This window comes from Micromonospora sp. NBC_00860 (assembly GCF_045207375.1).
In the GTDB taxonomy this organism is placed as follows: domain Bacteria; phylum Actinomycetota; class Actinomycetes; order Mycobacteriales; family Micromonosporaceae; genus Micromonospora; species Micromonospora vinacea.
Genome location: NZ_CP108825.1, coordinates 5,456,971 through 5,471,713 on the forward strand (window position 1 = coordinate 5,456,971; position 14,743 = coordinate 5,471,713).

The window sequence follows — 14,743 nt, forward strand, 5'->3', positions numbered from 1 at the left end:
CGTCCCCGCTCAACGGGCGGCCTGGAACGCGCGGCCGACCACTGTCGCCTCTTTTCCGTCGCGGAACAACCCGGACCGGTCCTTGTCGGTGGCGGGCAGCCCGAACCAGGCGTAGCGGTGCAGGTAGGGCAGTTGGCCGAGCATGGCGGTGGCCGCCGTGAGGAAGGCCGCCTGCTGCTGCTGACTGGGAAACTGCGAACCGCCTCCGGCGAAGCGGATCAACGCGAACTCGGTCAGCCAGATCGGCTTCCGGTACCGCTGGTAGACGGCCTGGAGGTACTGCCGGAGTTGGGCCACCGCTGTGGCGGTGGTGAAGTCGGCGCCGAACCAGTGCAGCGTGATGAAGTCCACCCGGTGGCCGCGGGCCTGGGCGCCGGTCATGAACCTGTCCAGCCAACCCTGCGGGTCCGGCCCGCCCCAGGCGACCGCAGGGCTGCCCAGCTTGCTGCCCGTCGCCATCAGCTGCGGCCACAGGTCCAACGCCTGCTCGACTGTCATGTTCGCCTGCTCGGGCATGTCCGGCTCGTTGAAGGTGAGCAGGTACGGCCCGGCGGCCCTGGCCCGGGCCAGCTCATCGGCGGTGACGTTCTCCGCGCTGCGGATCATCGGCACGAACGTCGCACCGCGCGGAGTGCTGATCCCCGGGTGCTGAGTGCCCCAGGTGTAGTACCAGCCGGCCCTCGAGTTCGCCAACGCCTGACTCGCCCCGGCGAAGTTCCACACCCCGACGCCCTTGCGGGTGGAGCTGACCGCCGGCGCGACCGGAGCTTTCGACGAGGGGCGTGCGCTCGGCGAGGGCGCGACGCTCGGGGTGGCGACGGCGGTGGGCGCGGCAGACGGCGGCGCCGCCCACGAGGGCGCGGACGGGTCGTCCGGCTGGATCACCACCGCCATGGTGATGGCCAGGACGGCGGCGGCCACACCGGCGGCGAGGGACGGCACGAGGCCCCGGGGCCGGTTCATCGCGAGGTCGACGACGCTCTGGCCACCGCCCGCATCGGTGGCGCCGGGTGGTGTCGTGCCGGCGGCGGGTCCGGCCGTCGGGCTCGGCGGCGCGACCGCCTGCGCGGCGGCTGCCGGGGCGGCCGCGTTCGGCAGGTGGGCGCCGAGACCCGCCGGCAGCGGTAGCAACGGCATACCGGCGAGCAGCCGGTCGATCGGCAGCAGGGTGGTGCCCAGCCGTCCACAGAACGCGCAGTCGCGGACGTGTCGAGCCAGTCGTTTGCGCCACAGCGAACTGGGCGTGCCGTCCCACTCGGCGGTCACGGCGCCCAGGTCCGGGCAACCAGGGCGGGCGCGGAGCGCGCGTACGACACCGCGGGCGCTCTGGATCTGTTCCTTCATCCGGTGGATCCGCACCGCGACGTGCCCGGGTGACAACCCGAGCGCGTCGGCGACCTCGTTCCGGGTGATCTCGCCGGTCTCCTCCAGCCACCACAGCGAGAGCAGTTCCTGGTCGTCCGGGTCGAGCCAGCGGGTCGCCTCGGCGACCTCGCGTCGTTGGTCGGTGAGGCCGAGCCGGAGGATGGTCATCCCCGCGAAGTCGGAGGCGGGGTCGGGCACGTTGTGGATCGCGTCCAGCCCGGCGTCGCGGTTGAGCGCGACGCGGCGGCGCGTCTCCCAGTCACGCACCTGGCGGATGGTGATCGCCACCAGCCAGGACCGGTATGCCGCCGGGTCGTTGAGCGCGGGCAGGTACCGGATCACCCGTACCAACGTCTCCTGGACCACGTCGTCGACGTCGGCGTGCCCGCGCAGCGCACGCCCGACGATGTTGTAGACCAGCGGGAGCGAGGCCGCGACGACGTCATCGAGAGCGCGCTGGTCGCCCTGCCGGGCCGCGACGACCAACCCGACATCGGGCAGTGCTCGACCGGCTGACGACATGGGTCTCACTCCTTGGGTGCTCATCCGCGCGGCGCCCACGCTGGGTGTGCTGACCGCCCTCAAGATCGGAGACTCGCGGCAGCGGGGGGGATTACAGAATTCCCGGGCGCCCGGTTCGCCACAAGCGAAGCGGGTCCGTCGGCGGCGCATATGTGGTGGCGGCGCCGGGTATGGTGCGGGGTGTCGGTGTCGCCGGGCGCTTCGCCCGTGCACAGGACACCAGCATTCGGGCGCCAGCGTGTGCGCCGAAGCGTCACCAGGTCGCACGGCCGACGTTGCCGAGGCTCCAGACGCACCCCTTCAGTAGAGACAGGATCCCTGCATGACATCGAACGACAGTGGTCGACCTGCCCTGTTCCTCGCCACGTCGAACGGCGACGGGCTGGACGGACCGGCGGTGACCTTCGACAGCAGCGAGGAGGCCATGCGGCAACTGCGCCACCCGTTCGCGGTGAAGCCGGCCCAGCCGGCCGCGACCACCGTCGACGCATCGGACCAGCGCGGCTGATCCCCGCCCGCTCCCTCTCCAAACGCCTAGCCTCATACTTTCGGCTAGGAAATAGTCGGTCTTTCGGGTAGTGTCCGGGTCATCAAGTGAACGACATGACGCGGTGGCGAGGCCCGTGCTCGTGGCCTTGCGACAGCGCACCTTCGCCCGTACGTGCGCCCCGGCGACAGCCGGTTCGGAGACTCTTCCGGTCGACTCGATCGACGGGCCTGCGGGAAGGACCACCCACATGGCCACCATCGTCGACAACGCCACCAGCACCGATCAGCGGATCAGCGAGCAGAGCCCGGACGACCTCCTCGCCGCCCTGGCGGCGACCCCGGCGGACGACCCCCGCCGCCCAGCGGTGCGGGACCGCGCCATCGAGGCGTGGTTGCCGCTGGCCCGGCACCTGGCCCGCCGCTACGGCGGACGCGGCGCTTCCGACGACGACCTGACCCAGACCGCCTGCGTCGGCCTCATCAAGGCCGTGGACAACTTCGACCACGACCGGGGTGTCGACTTCAGCGGGTACGCCATTCCCACAATCATCGGCGAGATCAAGCGGTACTTCCGGGACCGCACCTGGGCGGTGCGCGTACCCCGTCGCCTCCAGGAGCTGCGCCTGTCGATCACCGCGGCGAACAGCGCCCTGACCCAGAACCTCGGCCGCTCGCCGACAGTCGCCGACATCGCGTCCTACCTCGACGTGTCCGAGGAGACCGTCCTGGAAGGGTTGGAGGGTGCGCGCGCCTACCGGGCCACGTCGCTGTCCACCCCGACCGGGGCTGACAGCAGCCGGGAGCTCGGGGACACCCTCGGCGACGACGACCGCGCGTTCGATCTCGTCGAGATCCGGGTCGCCCTCGGTCCGGCCCTCGCCACGCTGCCGGAACGCGAGCGCCAGATCCTGAGCCTGCGCTTCCACGGCAACCTGACCCAGGCCCAGATCGCCGAGCGGATCGGCGTCTCGCAGATGCACGTGTCCCGGCTGATCACCCGATCGCTTGCCGCGCTGCGCCTCCAGCTCACTCCGGACATCGCCGCCTGAGCTGATCAGAGTTGGACGACGTGGCCCACCCGCGGCGGCGTACGACCGGCGAGAACGTCGAGCCACGCGTGTTGCAGCGCCGCCGGCCCGGCACCCACCCGCACGTCGAGCCACCGGCTCACCACGGCGGCGAAGCGTTGCCAGGCCTCGGTGAACCGCTGGTCGAGGCCGTCACGGCCCCAGTCGTGGCCGCGCTTGCGCATCTGCACCGGCGCGAAGAACACCTCCTCCGCGGCGTCGGCGTTCGGCGTCTGGTTGGTCAGCCCGACCGCGATGTCCCGGACGAGCCGGTCGCCGAGGCGCCCCCGCAGGGCGGCGCGGGTCGAGGGCGCGCCGGACAGGTCGAGGTAGACGGTCGGGACCACGTCGAGGGCGTCGATGTCGTCGTACGACACGACCTCGTCGTAGCAGCCGAGCGACCGGGTGAACGCCAGGTTGCCCGGTGAGGTGAGACCGACCAGGCGCGGCCCACGCCGGTGCAGCTCGAACGCGGCGGCGTACGCGGTCTTGCTCGACGCCGACGACAGCAGCAGCGCCTCGGCCCCGTAGAAGTCGTTGTCGACCACCTGGTCGGCCAGCATGAACGACGTGAAGAACAGCGGCCGGAACAGGATCAGCAGATCCTCCTGGTCGCGCTGGTACGCCGGGTCGCCCGTGGTAGACCGGTACGCGTTGTACGGCGAGGGCAGCTCGGCCCGGTGCGGGCTCGCCTCGCGGAACCCGGACGCGTCCACCCGGTCCGGGCGCACCACGAGGTGACCGGCCGGCGGAAGGTAGCCGTAGATCCGTTGCCCCACCTCGACCCCCGCCACCGTCGAGCCGACCACCTCGGCGAAGCCCCAGAGCGGCGGAAGGCCCCACCGCGGCCCGAGCCCCTTGGCCGCCGGCGGAAAGAACTCCCAGTAGCGCATCGCGTCGCCGAGCACCGCGTAGGTCACGTTGTTGGCGGTGAGGCCGACGCGGTCCACCCGCAGCAGCGCCTCGCCCTCGGTCAGGGTGGGGGCGGAGCCATCGACGAGCGTGGTCTGCCCGAGGTCGTCACGCGCCACGGCGAAGGTCCATGAGTCAGCCATGAGGTGACGCTAGACAGCCCCGCAATCGGAGACAAGTGCACTGCGAGTGCAAAATCCCACTGCGCGGTCAGGGTCCGGTGCCAGCGGCGAGATCGCGGAGGTGAGCGAGCGGCAGGTGCGGTGGCCGCCACTCCACGAAGAGGGCCGTCGCGTCGTCGTCGAGCTGGGCGTCCTGGTAGCCGACGACCGCGCGGACCAGCCGACGCATCGTCTCCGGGCTGGGCAACCCGTCGTTGAGGGCACGGTTGACGAAGTCGACGAGCCGGTCCAGCCCGAACTGCTCCCCCTCCGCGCTACGGGCGTCGGTGATGCCGTCGGTGTAGGCGAGGATGCGGTCACCCGGGTGCAGATTCTCCACGTGCACCCGCGGACGGCGCGGGGAGAGGTGGCCCAGGCCGAGCGGCAGCGCTGTCGGCCCCGGAAGCTCCCGAACGGCCTTGCCGTCGCGCAGCAACATCGCACCGGGATGCCCCGCGTTGATCATGCTGAGCCGGCCGGTCTGGCGGTCCAACTCGATGAGCAACCCGGTCGCGAAGAAGTTCGGGTGCTCGGACCGCACCCAGCGGTCGATGCTGATCGCCGTGTCGACCAGGTCGAGGCCACACCGACGGGCGTTGCGGTACGCGCTGACCACCAGCGAGGCGAGGGTGCTCGCCTTGATGCCGTGCCCACAGGTGTCGAAGAGCCCGACGCTGAGCACATCGTCGTTCAACGCGTAGTCGAAGATGTCGCCGCCGACGTCGTAGCACGGTTCGAGGATGGCGGTGACCACCAGGTCGTCGGTGGCGAAGGTCAGCGGTGGGAGCAGACCCCAGACGATCTCGGCCGCGACCTGCATCGGCATCCGCCGCCGCATCCGCTCGACCACGTCACCGTAGAGCCGGCGGTTGACCAGGATCTGGGCGACGTTGACCGCCACCTCCCAGGCCACGCCGTCCATCGTCTCGTCGGCGGCGGCCGGCGAGACGATCTCCAGTACGCCCATCCGCTCACACCCGAGCAGCAGTGGCACCCACACCCGGTCGGGGCTGTCGGGTGCGCGCTGGATGTCGAGGGTGGTGAAGGCCCGGCCAGCGAGCGTCGTCTCGATCGGCAACTGGTCCCGGTCGAGACCCGCGCCGAGCAGCGGCACGAGCAGGGTCTGCGTGTAGTCGGCCAGATAGATCACGATCTCGCTGGCGTCGATCGCGGGGGCCGCCTGGGCCACCAACTGCGATACCTCGTCCGGGCCACCCCGGGGCGCGTTGAGCTGCAACCAACGAACCACCTCGCCGACGTCGGCCACGCTCCACCTCCCCCTGTCCAGCGGTGAGGCTACCCCGCCCCAGGGCATTCTCCGCCAGCCCCGACCATCGCGCCGAGGAGCGCGGAGAGCGGCACGGTGGCGAATCCCACTCGGGCGTCACTCGCCCCGTACGGCATCCACAGCTCACCGTCGTGCACGAGCGCACCGCAGGAGTAGACGACGTTCGGCACGTACCCGTCCCGGTCGTTCTCGTCGGGTGCGAGAAGCGCGCCGGGCAGGTGGGCGACGACCCGCTCCGGCGTGTGCAGGTCGAGCAGGAGCGCACCGATCGCGTACCGACGCATCGGCCCGACACCGTGGGTGAGCACGAGCCAGCCGACGTCGGTCTCGATCGGTGATCCGCAGTTGCCGACCTGGATCAACTCCCAGCTCTCGCCCGGTGCGTGCAACGGGGTCGGTGCCTGCCAGCGGCTCTCGCCGTCCAGGGCGGTCAGGCCGATGGTCTCGCCGTCGGCACGGCACAGTGCCAGGTGCCGGCCGCCGACGGTACGCGGGAACAGCGCCAGCCCCTTGTTCCGGGCACCCGGCCCGCGCATCGGGGTCATCTCGAACCGGCGCAGGTCGGCGCTGGCCAGCGCCCGGGTGGCGATGTTCCGACCGTCGTAGGCGGTGTAGGTGGCCCGGTACACCGGCCCGGACGCATCGACGAAGCGGACGAACCGGGCGTCCTCCATGCCGTTGCTCTCCGCCGGGGTGGCCGGCCAGAGCACCCGTTGATGCAGGACAGTGTCCGCGGGAAAGGCAGTGGCGTAGCTACCGGCGTTGGTACGACGCAGTTGTTCGACGGTCCCCAACCCGGTGCTGCGCGAGAGCAGATCGGGTGGCAGGTTGCCGAGCACCCGCTCGAAGGCGGCCTCGTCGTACCACTCGGGCAACGCGTCCAGCACGGTGGCCGCGACCTCGTTGTCGCAGTTCTCCTCGGCCAGGCCGGCGACGAGCAGGTCCCGACGGTGCCGTACGCCCGTCCGCTGCCCGACGGCCAGCGGCCCGGACCGGTCGGCGATCGTGAGCTGTTCCCCCGGACCGACGATCGCCGAGGCGAACCCGATCGAGGACACGTGCCCCTCCCCGACCTGGCGCAGGCTGACGGCGACGCGCAGCTGCCCCGGGCCGAGATCGGTCTGGTCCGGGTGGACCACCATCGACGGGTTGCACAGGGCGGCGGCCTCGACGGCGTACTCATGGCTGAAGTAGGCGCCGACCAGCAGCCGGCTGTTCGGCGAGAGATCCCGGGCCCGCGCGGCGCGGTGCCGGACCAGGTCGTAGTGGTGGTGGAAGGTACCGGCCAGGTCGCGGTGCCGTGCGCCGAACCGGTCGAGGGTGTCCCGCAGCAGCCGGGCGGTCTCCTCGTCGTCGAGGTGCGCGACCCGGTCGATGAGCGCCTGCGCGCGGGTCCGCACCACAGCGGCGTCCTCACCCGGAACGAAGAGCTTGACGATGACGCGGCGCGGATCCGGGGTGAGGGTGACGTCCTGCCGGACGGCCAGACCCCCTGTCACGACCACCGCCGGGCGTGCTGCAGGGTGGAGATGAGCGCGAGGGTGGACTCGGCGCCCTGGTTGAGGTTGGGCCCGTGCGCGGTCAGCCCGTCGTAGCCACCGCCGGTCGCCGGATCCCACATCGGCGTGCCGAGGTCGTTGTCGCCGAGGAACCACCCGACCGCCTGCCGTACCCCGTCGTCCCACTCCGGGTCCCCGGTGACCACGGCCGCCGTGGCGCAGGCATCGGCGAAGGCGGCCACCTCGATCGGCTGCTGGTCGTGGTGCAGCCGTACGGCGCCGCGCCGCCAACCCCCGGCGGGTACGACAGACATCCGCCCATCGCGGAGCTGGACATCGCGCAGCCAGGTCAACATGCGCAGTCCGTCATCGAGAGGTGGGCCGCCCTCGCGGAGCTGACTCGCGGCGATGACCACCTCGGCGAGGGCGGCGTTGGCGTACGTCAACTCCTGCCGTGGCCACGGCCACCCCCGATCGGAGGCCGGCGGGCCGATGGTGCTGGCCGCGTCCGCCAGCAGGGACGCGGCGGCGACGTGACCCGGGTGACGACGGAGCACCTCGGCCGCGCCCAGACCGGCGAAGGCCATCGTGTGCGGGGCCTTCGCCCGCCGGGTGGCGCCCCGGCTGAAGGCGACAAGCGCCTCCTCGCGTACCCATGGGGCGGGGCTGCGGGCGACGGCCGTGCCCAGGCCCCACAGAGCTCGACCCCACCAGTCGCCGAGCCCTGGTGCGTCGACCCAACGCCGGTCGTGCCCGAGCCGGTTGCGGAACGCGCCGCCGGCGTCCTGCGCGTGGGTCAGGAACGCGAGGTACCGCTCTGCCAGCCGGAGCAGTTCCTCGCTCGGCTCCGGCTCACGGCTGACGACCACCAGGCCACGGGCCACGTCGTCGGTGCAGTAACCATGCTCACGCCGGACGATGGCGTGCCGTGCGTGCTCGAACAGACCGGTGTCGTCGCTCAGCCGAGCCAGGTGCGCGAAGCTCGGCGCGGGTGCCGTCGCCCAGCGCCCAACCGTCGACGTCCGGGGGCGTCCGGTGGTCGCCGTCACGCGGGCACGGCGCTGACGGCGGGTGAACGGGCCTCGATGAGCTCGTCGGCGAGAGCGCCGTAGCGGGCCGCCACTGCGGGCCAACGCAGGTGCGCGGCCAGCGGACGAACCCGTCCGGCCAACCGGGCGGCCAGGCCCGGTTCGATCAGGACCCGCCGGATCGCCTTGGCCAGTGCCGCCGGGTTCTGGTGGGGTACGACCAGACCGGGCCCACCGGTCAACAGCTCGACGGCGTGCGGGAACGCCGTCGCCACGACGGGAACCCCGGCGGCCACCGCTTCGATGAGCACCCCGGATGTGACCTGTTCGCGGGAGTCGTAGGGCAGGACGACCACGTCGGCGGAGCGGATCAACCGGCCCAGCGCCTCCTGGTCGTGGTAGACGTCCTGGTAGTCGACGGCATGCGCGACGCCCAACTGGGCACCGAGCTGGTGAAGGCCCGCCCGGTACGCCTCACCGTGGTGCTCGATCACCTTCGGGTGGGTCCGCCCCGCCACCGTGTAGGTCGGAGTCGGTTCCAGATCCTGCAACCGCGCGAGGGCCCGCAACGACCACTCGATGCCCTTCCCCGGCCCGAGCAGCCCCCAGGTCAGCAGGTGCGGGCGGGTACGCCGGTCGACGGGTACACCGGCAAGCTCGTCCGCGCCGTGCGGGATCACCGTCACCTTGCCCGCTGGCACCGCGTACCCGACGAGCAGCCGGTCGCGGGCCGTGTCGGTCATCGTGACGACTGCTCCGGCGGTCGCCACGATCTGCTCCAACAGGGACTTCTGCCGGGCCGAGGGCTGACGGAGCACAGTGTGCAGAACCACGATGCTCGGCACGCTGAGCCGCCGCAGCAACGGCAGGACCTCCTCGCCGTCGGTGCCGGGGTAGATGCCGTACTCGTGCTGGACGATCGCCACGTCGTACGCATTCAGCGCGGCCGCCGCCTCCCGCCAGCCGGCCGGGTTGCGCGCCGACCAGGTGTGCACCACCCCGGGCACGGGCCGCTGGTCGTCGCCGTGATCGGTGACCCGGACGATGCCGCCGCGGGTGCCGTCGGCGGTCAACTGGGCGGCGAGGGCCGCGTTGAAGGTGGCCAGTCCGCACCGGGTCGGTGGGTGGGTGCTGAGGAATCCGTAGCTGGGCATGAACGTCGGGCCTTCCGGTTGTCGGCCACCGCAGGAGTACGGGGTGAGCCTCACGCGGTGACGGCGCACGCCGGTCAGCGTGTGTGACCGGCGGAACGGAGAGCGGTGCGGTTCAGTCAGTTGCGGACGAGCTTGTCGTAGACGTCCAGATAGTCGGTGACCATCCGGTCCGCGCTGAAGCGCTTCAAAGCCCGCGCCCGACATTCCGCCCGATCGAGGCCGGCGGCCCGGGTGATCGCTTCGACGGCCTGGTCGACGGTGGAGACGAGCAGACCCGTCACCCCTTCGTCGACGACCTCGGGCATGGACCCTCGTCGGTAGGCGACGACCGGGGTGCCACAGACCATCGATTCCACCACCGACAGCCCGAACGGCTCGTCGAAGGCGATCGGGTGCAGCAGCGCGGTGCTGTCACCCAGCACCTCGGCACGCCGTTGCGGGCCCACCGACCCGAGGAAGACGACCTGGTCGCCGTCGATGTGTGGGGCGACCTGCTCGGCGAAGTACCGCTCGTCCTGCACGATCCCGCAGATGGTCAGGGGTCGGCCGGCGCGGCGGGCGATCTCGATGGCGGTGTGGGTGCCCTTGTCCCTGTGGATCCGGCCGAAGGCTGCCAGCCCAGGACCGGCCTCTCTGGTGAACGGCAGTCCGCCGACGTCGACGCCGTGGTGGACCGTGGCCACGTAGTCGAGCTCCGGCGCCCGGTCGGCGTCGGAGATCGACACGTACGACGAGCGGGCTCGGCCATAGGCGGGCAGGATCCCCGCGCCGGAGAAACCGTGCACTGTGGTCAGCAGTGGCGCTCGGCAGTGTTCAGCGAACGCCAGGGGTAGCCAGTCCAGGTGACTGTGCACCAGGTCGAACTGCGCCGAGCGGGCCATCGCGTGGGAGACGTGCATCGCCTCCCACACCCGGCCGTCCAGGTCCGGGTCGTCCGCGTACCCCCGTGGGCAGACGCCGTCGAGCTGGGCGGAGGTGACCGAATCCAGTGTCGCGAAGAGCGTCACGTCGACCCCGCGGCTGACCAGCCCCTCGGCGAGCAGGCCGGTCACCTGCTCCCACGGGCCGTAGTGATGTGGGGGCGTACGCCAGGCGACCGGTCCGAGCAGCGCAATCCTCAAGGGGATGACGCGTCGACGAGATCAGCTGGGTTGAGGTTCAGGGTGGCGAGCAGCCCGGAGTGCTTGGCCGGGTCCACCTGCTCCGGCAGCTCGCGCTCGACCCAGTCAGCCCGGGCCTGCTGACCCCGGTCGCGAAGTGCGGTGACGATCCGATCCCTGGCGATCCTCATCTGTTACTCCCTCATTAAGGCGTTCGGAACAATTCGCACGGATGAATGATCCCGAGTGCGCGTCGGGCGACCGACCGCCGGACACCGATGACGCGGCGGCCGGTCGGTCGGGACGCGGTCTGCGATCAGCCGACACGACCGGTACGTCGCGGCGATGGAGAAGATGAGCGGTAACGCCCCTGGCGGGCTGGTGGCGACGGCGTCTGGCGGCCACCGGGGTCCCGGGCGACATGTTCACCGTACGCCCTCGCGGCGTCCCGCCGCACCAGCGCCCTGGACGGGCCGAAGGTCAGGGCTCCAGCACCACCTTGCCGGCCCGGCTGCGATTCTCTGCGAACACCAGCGCCGCGGAGACCTCGCTGAGGGGGTAGCGGGCGGCGATCTGCGGCACGATCACTCCCTGCCGCAGCAGGTCGAGCACGATGCCGAGGTCGGTACGCAGACGACGGCGGAACGCGGCGCGGCGGGTGAGCTGACCGGCCCAGAAGTTGTAGAAACCGGCCCGGTGGCCGTTGGGCAGCGCGTTCCAGGTGTAGAGGCGGGTCAGCAGCTTCACGAAGACCCACGCGACCGACTGCCCGGTGCCGACGGCGGCGGCGTTGCCGTAAACGACCAGCTTGCCGCCGGGGGCGAGCAGGGCGTACGAGGTGCGTACGCCAGTGCCGGCGACCGGGTCGAAGACGGCGTCGACGCCACCCGGCGACAGCTCGCGGACCCGGGCGGCCATGTCCGGGTCGCGGTAGTCGAGCGGTTCGACGCCGAGTTCGCGCAGCCCGGCGTGGTGCCGGGCGGCGGCGGTGCCGATGACCCGCAGGCCGAGGTGTCGGCCGAGTTGGACGAGCACGCTTCCCACGCCGCCGTTCGCGCCGTGCACGAGGATGGTCTGCCCGGCCGTCAGGTCGGCGTCCCGCAGCATCTGCCAGGCGGTCACCCCGTTCACGACGACGGTCTCGGCCGCGGCGGGGTCCAGACCCTCGGGTACGGGGGCCAGGGCGTCGATGTCGACAAGCGCGTGCGTTGCCCAGGCACCGGTCTTGGTGACCGCCGCCACCCGGGTGCCGACCAGCGCGTCGTCGCCGCCGGGACCGACCGCCCGGACGGTACCCACCAGGTCGTAGCCGGGCACGAACGGGAACTTCGGCTGGCCGGGGTAGAGCGCATGGCGCATCTGCTGCTCGGCGAAGGAGATGCCGGTGGCCTCGACCTGGACGAGCGCCTGCCCCCGGGAGGGGACGGGCATCGCGCGTCGGTGCAGCAGGAGGCCGTCGGGCTCCACCACGCCGGGCAGCACCACTTCGGTGATCGTCGTCTCGGTGGTCATCCGGTTTCTCCTTTGTTTGTAAGTGTGCACTCACACACTTATCGGGCTCAAAAACTGGGCCGCCGAGGCGGCCCAGCATCGGGGTCGGTCAGGGGTGGCGAATGCCGGCGGTCAGCGCGCGAGCCCAGGGCTCCGGGACCTGCTCCAGGCCGGCGGTCACGATCAGGTGGCACAGCTGGCCGTACGCGAAGAACTGCTGCACCTGCGCGTCGCTGGCCTGGGCGCGACTCTGCACGAAGGTCGCGACCCGTCGGTAGCCGGCCCGCACCGCCTCGGCGACCTCCGGGATGTCCGTGACGGCCTGCGCCTGCACCTGGAAGAGCAGCAGGTCGCGATCGGCGATCAACTCCGCGTAGGCGCCGCCCATGGCGTCGAGGATCTCCTCCGAGCTGTCGCCCTCGGCGCGCTCCGCACCCGCCTCGATCGCGTCGGCGATCCGGTCGAAACACGCCCCGGCCGCCGCCACGAACAAGCCGAGCTTTCCGGAGAAGAGCCGGAAGACGTACGCCTCGGATATGCCGGCGGCGGCGGCCACGGCGGTGACCGGGGTGGCGTGGAAGCCGGCGCGTGCGAACACCGACACGGCGGTGTTCAGGACGGTGACCCGGCGGGCCTCGGCGGTCGATCGCATGTTTGTAAGTGTGCACTCACAAACAAGTGCCGTCAAGTCGTCGCTCAGCACGTCAGGGCCGGCGCCCGCCAGGGCCGTCGCTGGCCGTCAGGGTGCGATGCGCAGCAGCCGGATCGCGTTGTCGTCGTAGTCGCTGAAGCGGTACCGGAGGCCGGCGAACGGGCTGCCGGGGAAGTCGCCGGTGATCGTCGCGGTCACGACGGTGCCGGCGGGGGTGTCCTCGACGTCGGTGATCTCGTACGACACCAGCGGCACGGACCGACGCCACTGGCGGATGGCGTCGATGCCCCGGTGCTCGGTCGACTCGTCCTCGACCACGGCGTCCTCCGCGAAGAGGGCGAAGTAGTCCGCGGAGTCGGGCTGGCCGGCCAGCTCGAAGTAGCGGCGGATGATGGCCGGTGCGGCCTGGGTGTCGGTCATGACTGGAGCCCTTTCCGGACGCGGCCGAACGCCTCGCCGTATAGTTACTTCTGAAATAGCACCTACTAACTTCGACACTAGCACCTACTCGGGAGAGGCACTGTTGTGGCCGGGAAGATCCGCTTGGAGGACCGCGAATGCCCGCTGTCCAGCGCGCTGGGCCACGTGGGCGAGTGGTGGACGCTGTTGATCCTGCATGACGCCTTCGACGGCTACACCCGGTTCGATCAGTTCCAGGCCAACCTTGGCGTCTCGTCGAGCATCCTGACCAGCCGGCTCAAGACCCTCACCGGTCAGGGGTTGCTCGAACGTCGGCGATACCAGACCAGGCCGGACCGCTACGAGTACGTCCTCACCGACCTCTGCCGCAGCCTGCGACCCGTCGTCGTCGCCCTCGCCGCCTGGGGCAACTCACGCCTCGACCCGAGCGAGCGCAGCATGATCCTCGTGGACCGGACCACCGGCGTGGAGGCCGATCCGGTGATCGTGGACCGCAGCACCGGTCGCCCGCTCGACGACGCCGACTTCGTCTTCGCCGCCGGTCCGGCCGCCAGCGAGACCATGCGCAAGCGCTACGAGCACATCCCCACCCGGACGGCCCCGCAGCGGCCCTGACCGGCTCACTCCAGCGGATAGAGGCGAGCCGGGTCACCGGGTCGGACGCTCTCCGGCGCGTCGTCCGCGGTGCTGGCGGCAATCGAGCCGAGCAGCGCCAACGAGCGGGCGGACTCCGTACCGGGCTCGGCGTGGTAGATCACCAGAAGCTGCCCGTCGGCACCCGCCACAGCGAGCTTGTCGCAGTACAGGTCGAGGTCGCCCACCTCGGGGTGGTGCAGCCGGCTGACAATGCCCTCCCGCCGACGCACCTCGTGGCGCGCCCACAGCTGCCGGAAGCAGTCGCTCTTGAGTGACAACTCCCCCACCAGAGCCGTCAACCGTGGGTCGTCGGTGGCGCCGCCCGAGTCGGCACGCATCTGCCCCACCACGCTCTGCATCGCCTGCCTCCAGTCGCGGAACAGCTCCCGCTCCGCCTGGTCCAGGAACACCGCGAGAAGTCGGTTGGCGCCCGGGGCGAGGTTCGGCGACAGCGCCCTCGCCATCGGGTTCGAGGCCAGGATGTCGAGGTAGCGATTCTGCACGAACGCCGGCATGGAGAGCTGCCGCAGCAGGTGCAGGATGCTGGCCGGCACCCGCTCGGCGGCCGGTCGGGCCGCCCGGCGCGACCGCGCACGGCTCAACCCGATCATGTACGCGGTCGCCTCCGGGTCCAACCGCAGCACTCCGGCGAGGGCATCGAGGACCTGCACCGAAGGGTGCCGCTCACGACCCTGCTCCAACCGGAGGTAGTAGTCGGCGCTGATGCCGGCCAGCATCGCCACCTCCTCGCGCCGCAGCCCCGGCACCCGGCGCAGGCCCACGCCGGGGCCGAGCCCGACATCCTCGGGCCGGGTCTGCTCCCGGCGGGCACGCAGGAAGTCGCCGAGCGGGTTCGTTGCGTCCATGCCACCGACGGTAGATCGCCGGGCGGCCCGGTGACTGGCTGTGTCACTACCAGGAACAGCTCGCCCTGCCGCCGGGGTTGATGCCGGCGCACA

The 14,743-nt window shown here is 71.3% G+C and carries 15 protein-coding genes; 3 read left to right on the top strand and 12 right to left on the bottom strand.

All coding sequences use genetic code 11. The features are described 5' to 3' along the window. Positions 1 to 9 precede the first annotated feature (9 nt). Entirely contained in the window at positions 10 to 1,887 is a 1,878-nt protein-coding gene (locus OH804_RS25070) for a sigma-70 family RNA polymerase sigma factor (protein WP_406059886.1), read from the bottom strand. Positions 1,888 to 2,209: 322 nt separating this feature from the next. Here OH804_RS25070 and OH804_RS25075 point away from each other — a divergent pair, with 322 nt between their 5' ends. Together OH804_RS25075 and OH804_RS25080 are read left to right on the top strand one after the other, a co-directional pair. Further along, positions 2,210 to 2,395 (top strand): hypothetical protein, encoded by a 186-nt coding sequence (locus OH804_RS25075; protein ID WP_196920857.1) that lies wholly within the window; start codon positions 2,210 to 2,212, stop codon positions 2,393 to 2,395. Positions 2,396 to 2,624: 229 nt separating this feature from the next. Further along, the gene (locus OH804_RS25080) at positions 2,625 to 3,425 is read left to right on the top strand and encodes an RNA polymerase sigma factor SigF (protein WP_406059888.1); all 801 of its coding nucleotides are present in this window, start codon (positions 2,625 to 2,627) and stop codon (positions 3,423 to 3,425) included. 5 nt (positions 3,426 to 3,430) lie between these two features. Here the strand turns inward: OH804_RS25080 and OH804_RS25085 are convergent, their stop codons facing one another. The 10 genes from OH804_RS25085 to OH804_RS25130 all read right to left on the bottom strand — a co-directional run bounded on the left by OH804_RS25085 (position 3,431) and on the right by OH804_RS25130 (position 13,148). After that, positions 3,431 to 4,498 (bottom strand): DUF2855 family protein, encoded by a 1,068-nt coding sequence (locus OH804_RS25085; protein WP_406059890.1) that lies wholly within the window; start codon positions 4,496 to 4,498, stop codon positions 3,431 to 3,433. Between the two features lie 67 nt (positions 4,499 to 4,565). Continuing rightward, positions 4,566 to 5,783, bottom strand: coding sequence for a PP2C family protein-serine/threonine phosphatase (locus tag OH804_RS25090; RefSeq protein WP_307788575.1), 1,218 nt, complete (start codon positions 5,781 to 5,783; stop codon positions 4,566 to 4,568). Positions 5,784 to 5,812: 29 nt separating this feature from the next. Next, positions 5,813 to 7,303 carry a glycoside hydrolase family 130 protein gene (locus OH804_RS25095; RefSeq protein ID WP_406059892.1) on the bottom strand — a complete coding sequence of 497 codons (1,491 nt, stop codon included), beginning with the start codon at positions 7,301 to 7,303 and terminating at the stop codon, positions 5,813 to 5,815. Then, positions 7,300 to 8,352 (bottom strand): glycosyltransferase, encoded by a 1,053-nt coding sequence (locus OH804_RS25100; protein WP_406059894.1) that lies wholly within the window; start codon positions 8,350 to 8,352, stop codon positions 7,300 to 7,302. The genes OH804_RS25095 and OH804_RS25100 overlap by 4 nt, the downstream gene beginning before the upstream one ends. Next, positions 8,349 to 9,485, bottom strand: a complete 1,137-nt coding sequence (locus OH804_RS25105) for a glycosyltransferase (protein ID WP_406066662.1) — start codon at positions 9,483 to 9,485, stop codon at positions 8,349 to 8,351. Before OH804_RS25105 ends, OH804_RS25100 begins: the two co-directional genes overlap by 4 nt. A gap of 116 nt (positions 9,486 to 9,601) precedes the next feature. Next, on the bottom strand, positions 9,602 to 10,606 hold the full coding sequence (locus tag OH804_RS25110) for a glycosyltransferase family 4 protein (RefSeq protein ID WP_406059896.1): 1,005 nt from the start codon (positions 10,604 to 10,606) through the stop codon (positions 9,602 to 9,604). Further along, positions 10,603 to 10,776, bottom strand: coding sequence for a hypothetical protein (locus OH804_RS25115; protein WP_196920849.1), 174 nt, complete (start codon positions 10,774 to 10,776; stop codon positions 10,603 to 10,605). Before OH804_RS25115 ends, OH804_RS25110 begins: the two co-directional genes overlap by 4 nt. Positions 10,777 to 11,065: 289 nt before the next feature. Next, entirely contained in the window at positions 11,066 to 12,097 is a 1,032-nt protein-coding gene (locus OH804_RS25120; protein WP_406059898.1) for a medium chain dehydrogenase/reductase family protein, read from the bottom strand. A gap of 88 nt (positions 12,098 to 12,185) precedes the next feature. Next, the gene (locus OH804_RS25125; RefSeq protein ID WP_406059900.1) at positions 12,186 to 12,728 is read right to left on the bottom strand and encodes a TetR/AcrR family transcriptional regulator; all 543 of its coding nucleotides are present in this window, start codon (positions 12,726 to 12,728) and stop codon (positions 12,186 to 12,188) included. Between the two features lie 87 nt (positions 12,729 to 12,815). Beyond that, positions 12,816 to 13,148 (bottom strand): nuclear transport factor 2 family protein, encoded by a 333-nt coding sequence (locus OH804_RS25130; RefSeq protein ID WP_406059902.1) that lies wholly within the window; start codon positions 13,146 to 13,148, stop codon positions 12,816 to 12,818. A gap of 123 nt (positions 13,149 to 13,271) precedes the next feature. Here OH804_RS25130 and OH804_RS25135 point away from each other — a divergent pair, with 123 nt between their 5' ends. Next, positions 13,272 to 13,763: a winged helix-turn-helix transcriptional regulator gene (locus tag OH804_RS25135; protein ID WP_406059904.1), complete on the top strand. Its 492-nt coding sequence runs from the start codon at positions 13,272 to 13,274 to the stop codon at positions 13,761 to 13,763. A 5-nt stretch (positions 13,764 to 13,768) separates the two neighbouring features. Here the strand turns inward: OH804_RS25135 and OH804_RS25140 are convergent, their stop codons facing one another. Next, complete coding sequence (locus tag OH804_RS25140; RefSeq protein ID WP_406059906.1) at positions 13,769 to 14,650, bottom strand: helix-turn-helix domain-containing protein; 882 nt, start codon at positions 14,648 to 14,650, stop codon at positions 13,769 to 13,771. Positions 14,651 to 14,743 lie beyond the last annotated feature (93 nt).

What these genes read in the sequence shown, in the direction of transcription:
- OH804_RS25085 (WP_406059890.1), bottom strand. Translation starts at nt 4,498, where the DNA reads ATGGCTGACTCATGGACCTTCGCCGTGGCGCGTGACGACCTCGGGCAG.
- OH804_RS25115 (WP_196920849.1), bottom strand. Translation starts at nt 10,776, where the DNA reads ATGAGGATCGCCAGGGATCGGATCGTCACCGCACTTCGCGACCGGGGT.
- OH804_RS25105 (WP_406066662.1), bottom strand. Translation starts at nt 9,485, where the DNA reads ATGCCCAGCTACGGATTCCTCAGCACCCACCCACCGACCCGGTGCGGA.
- OH804_RS25140 (WP_406059906.1), bottom strand. Translation starts at nt 14,650, where the DNA reads ATGGACGCAACGAACCCGCTCGGCGACTTCCTGCGTGCCCGCCGGGAG.
- OH804_RS25070 (WP_406059886.1), bottom strand. Translation starts at nt 1,887, where the DNA reads ATGTCGTCAGCCGGTCGAGCACTGCCCGATGTCGGGTTGGTCGTCGCG.
- OH804_RS25125 (WP_406059900.1), bottom strand. Translation starts at nt 12,728, where the DNA reads ATGCGATCGACCGCCGAGGCCCGCCGGGTCACCGTCCTGAACACCGCC.
- OH804_RS25130 (WP_406059902.1), bottom strand. Translation starts at nt 13,148, where the DNA reads ATGACCGACACCCAGGCCGCACCGGCCATCATCCGCCGCTACTTCGAG.
- OH804_RS25075 (WP_196920857.1), top strand. Translation starts at nt 2,210, where the DNA reads ATGACATCGAACGACAGTGGTCGACCTGCCCTGTTCCTCGCCACGTCG.
- OH804_RS25080 (WP_406059888.1), top strand. Translation starts at nt 2,625, where the DNA reads ATGGCCACCATCGTCGACAACGCCACCAGCACCGATCAGCGGATCAGC.
- OH804_RS25120 (WP_406059898.1), bottom strand. Translation starts at nt 12,097, where the DNA reads ATGACCACCGAGACGACGATCACCGAAGTGGTGCTGCCCGGCGTGGTG.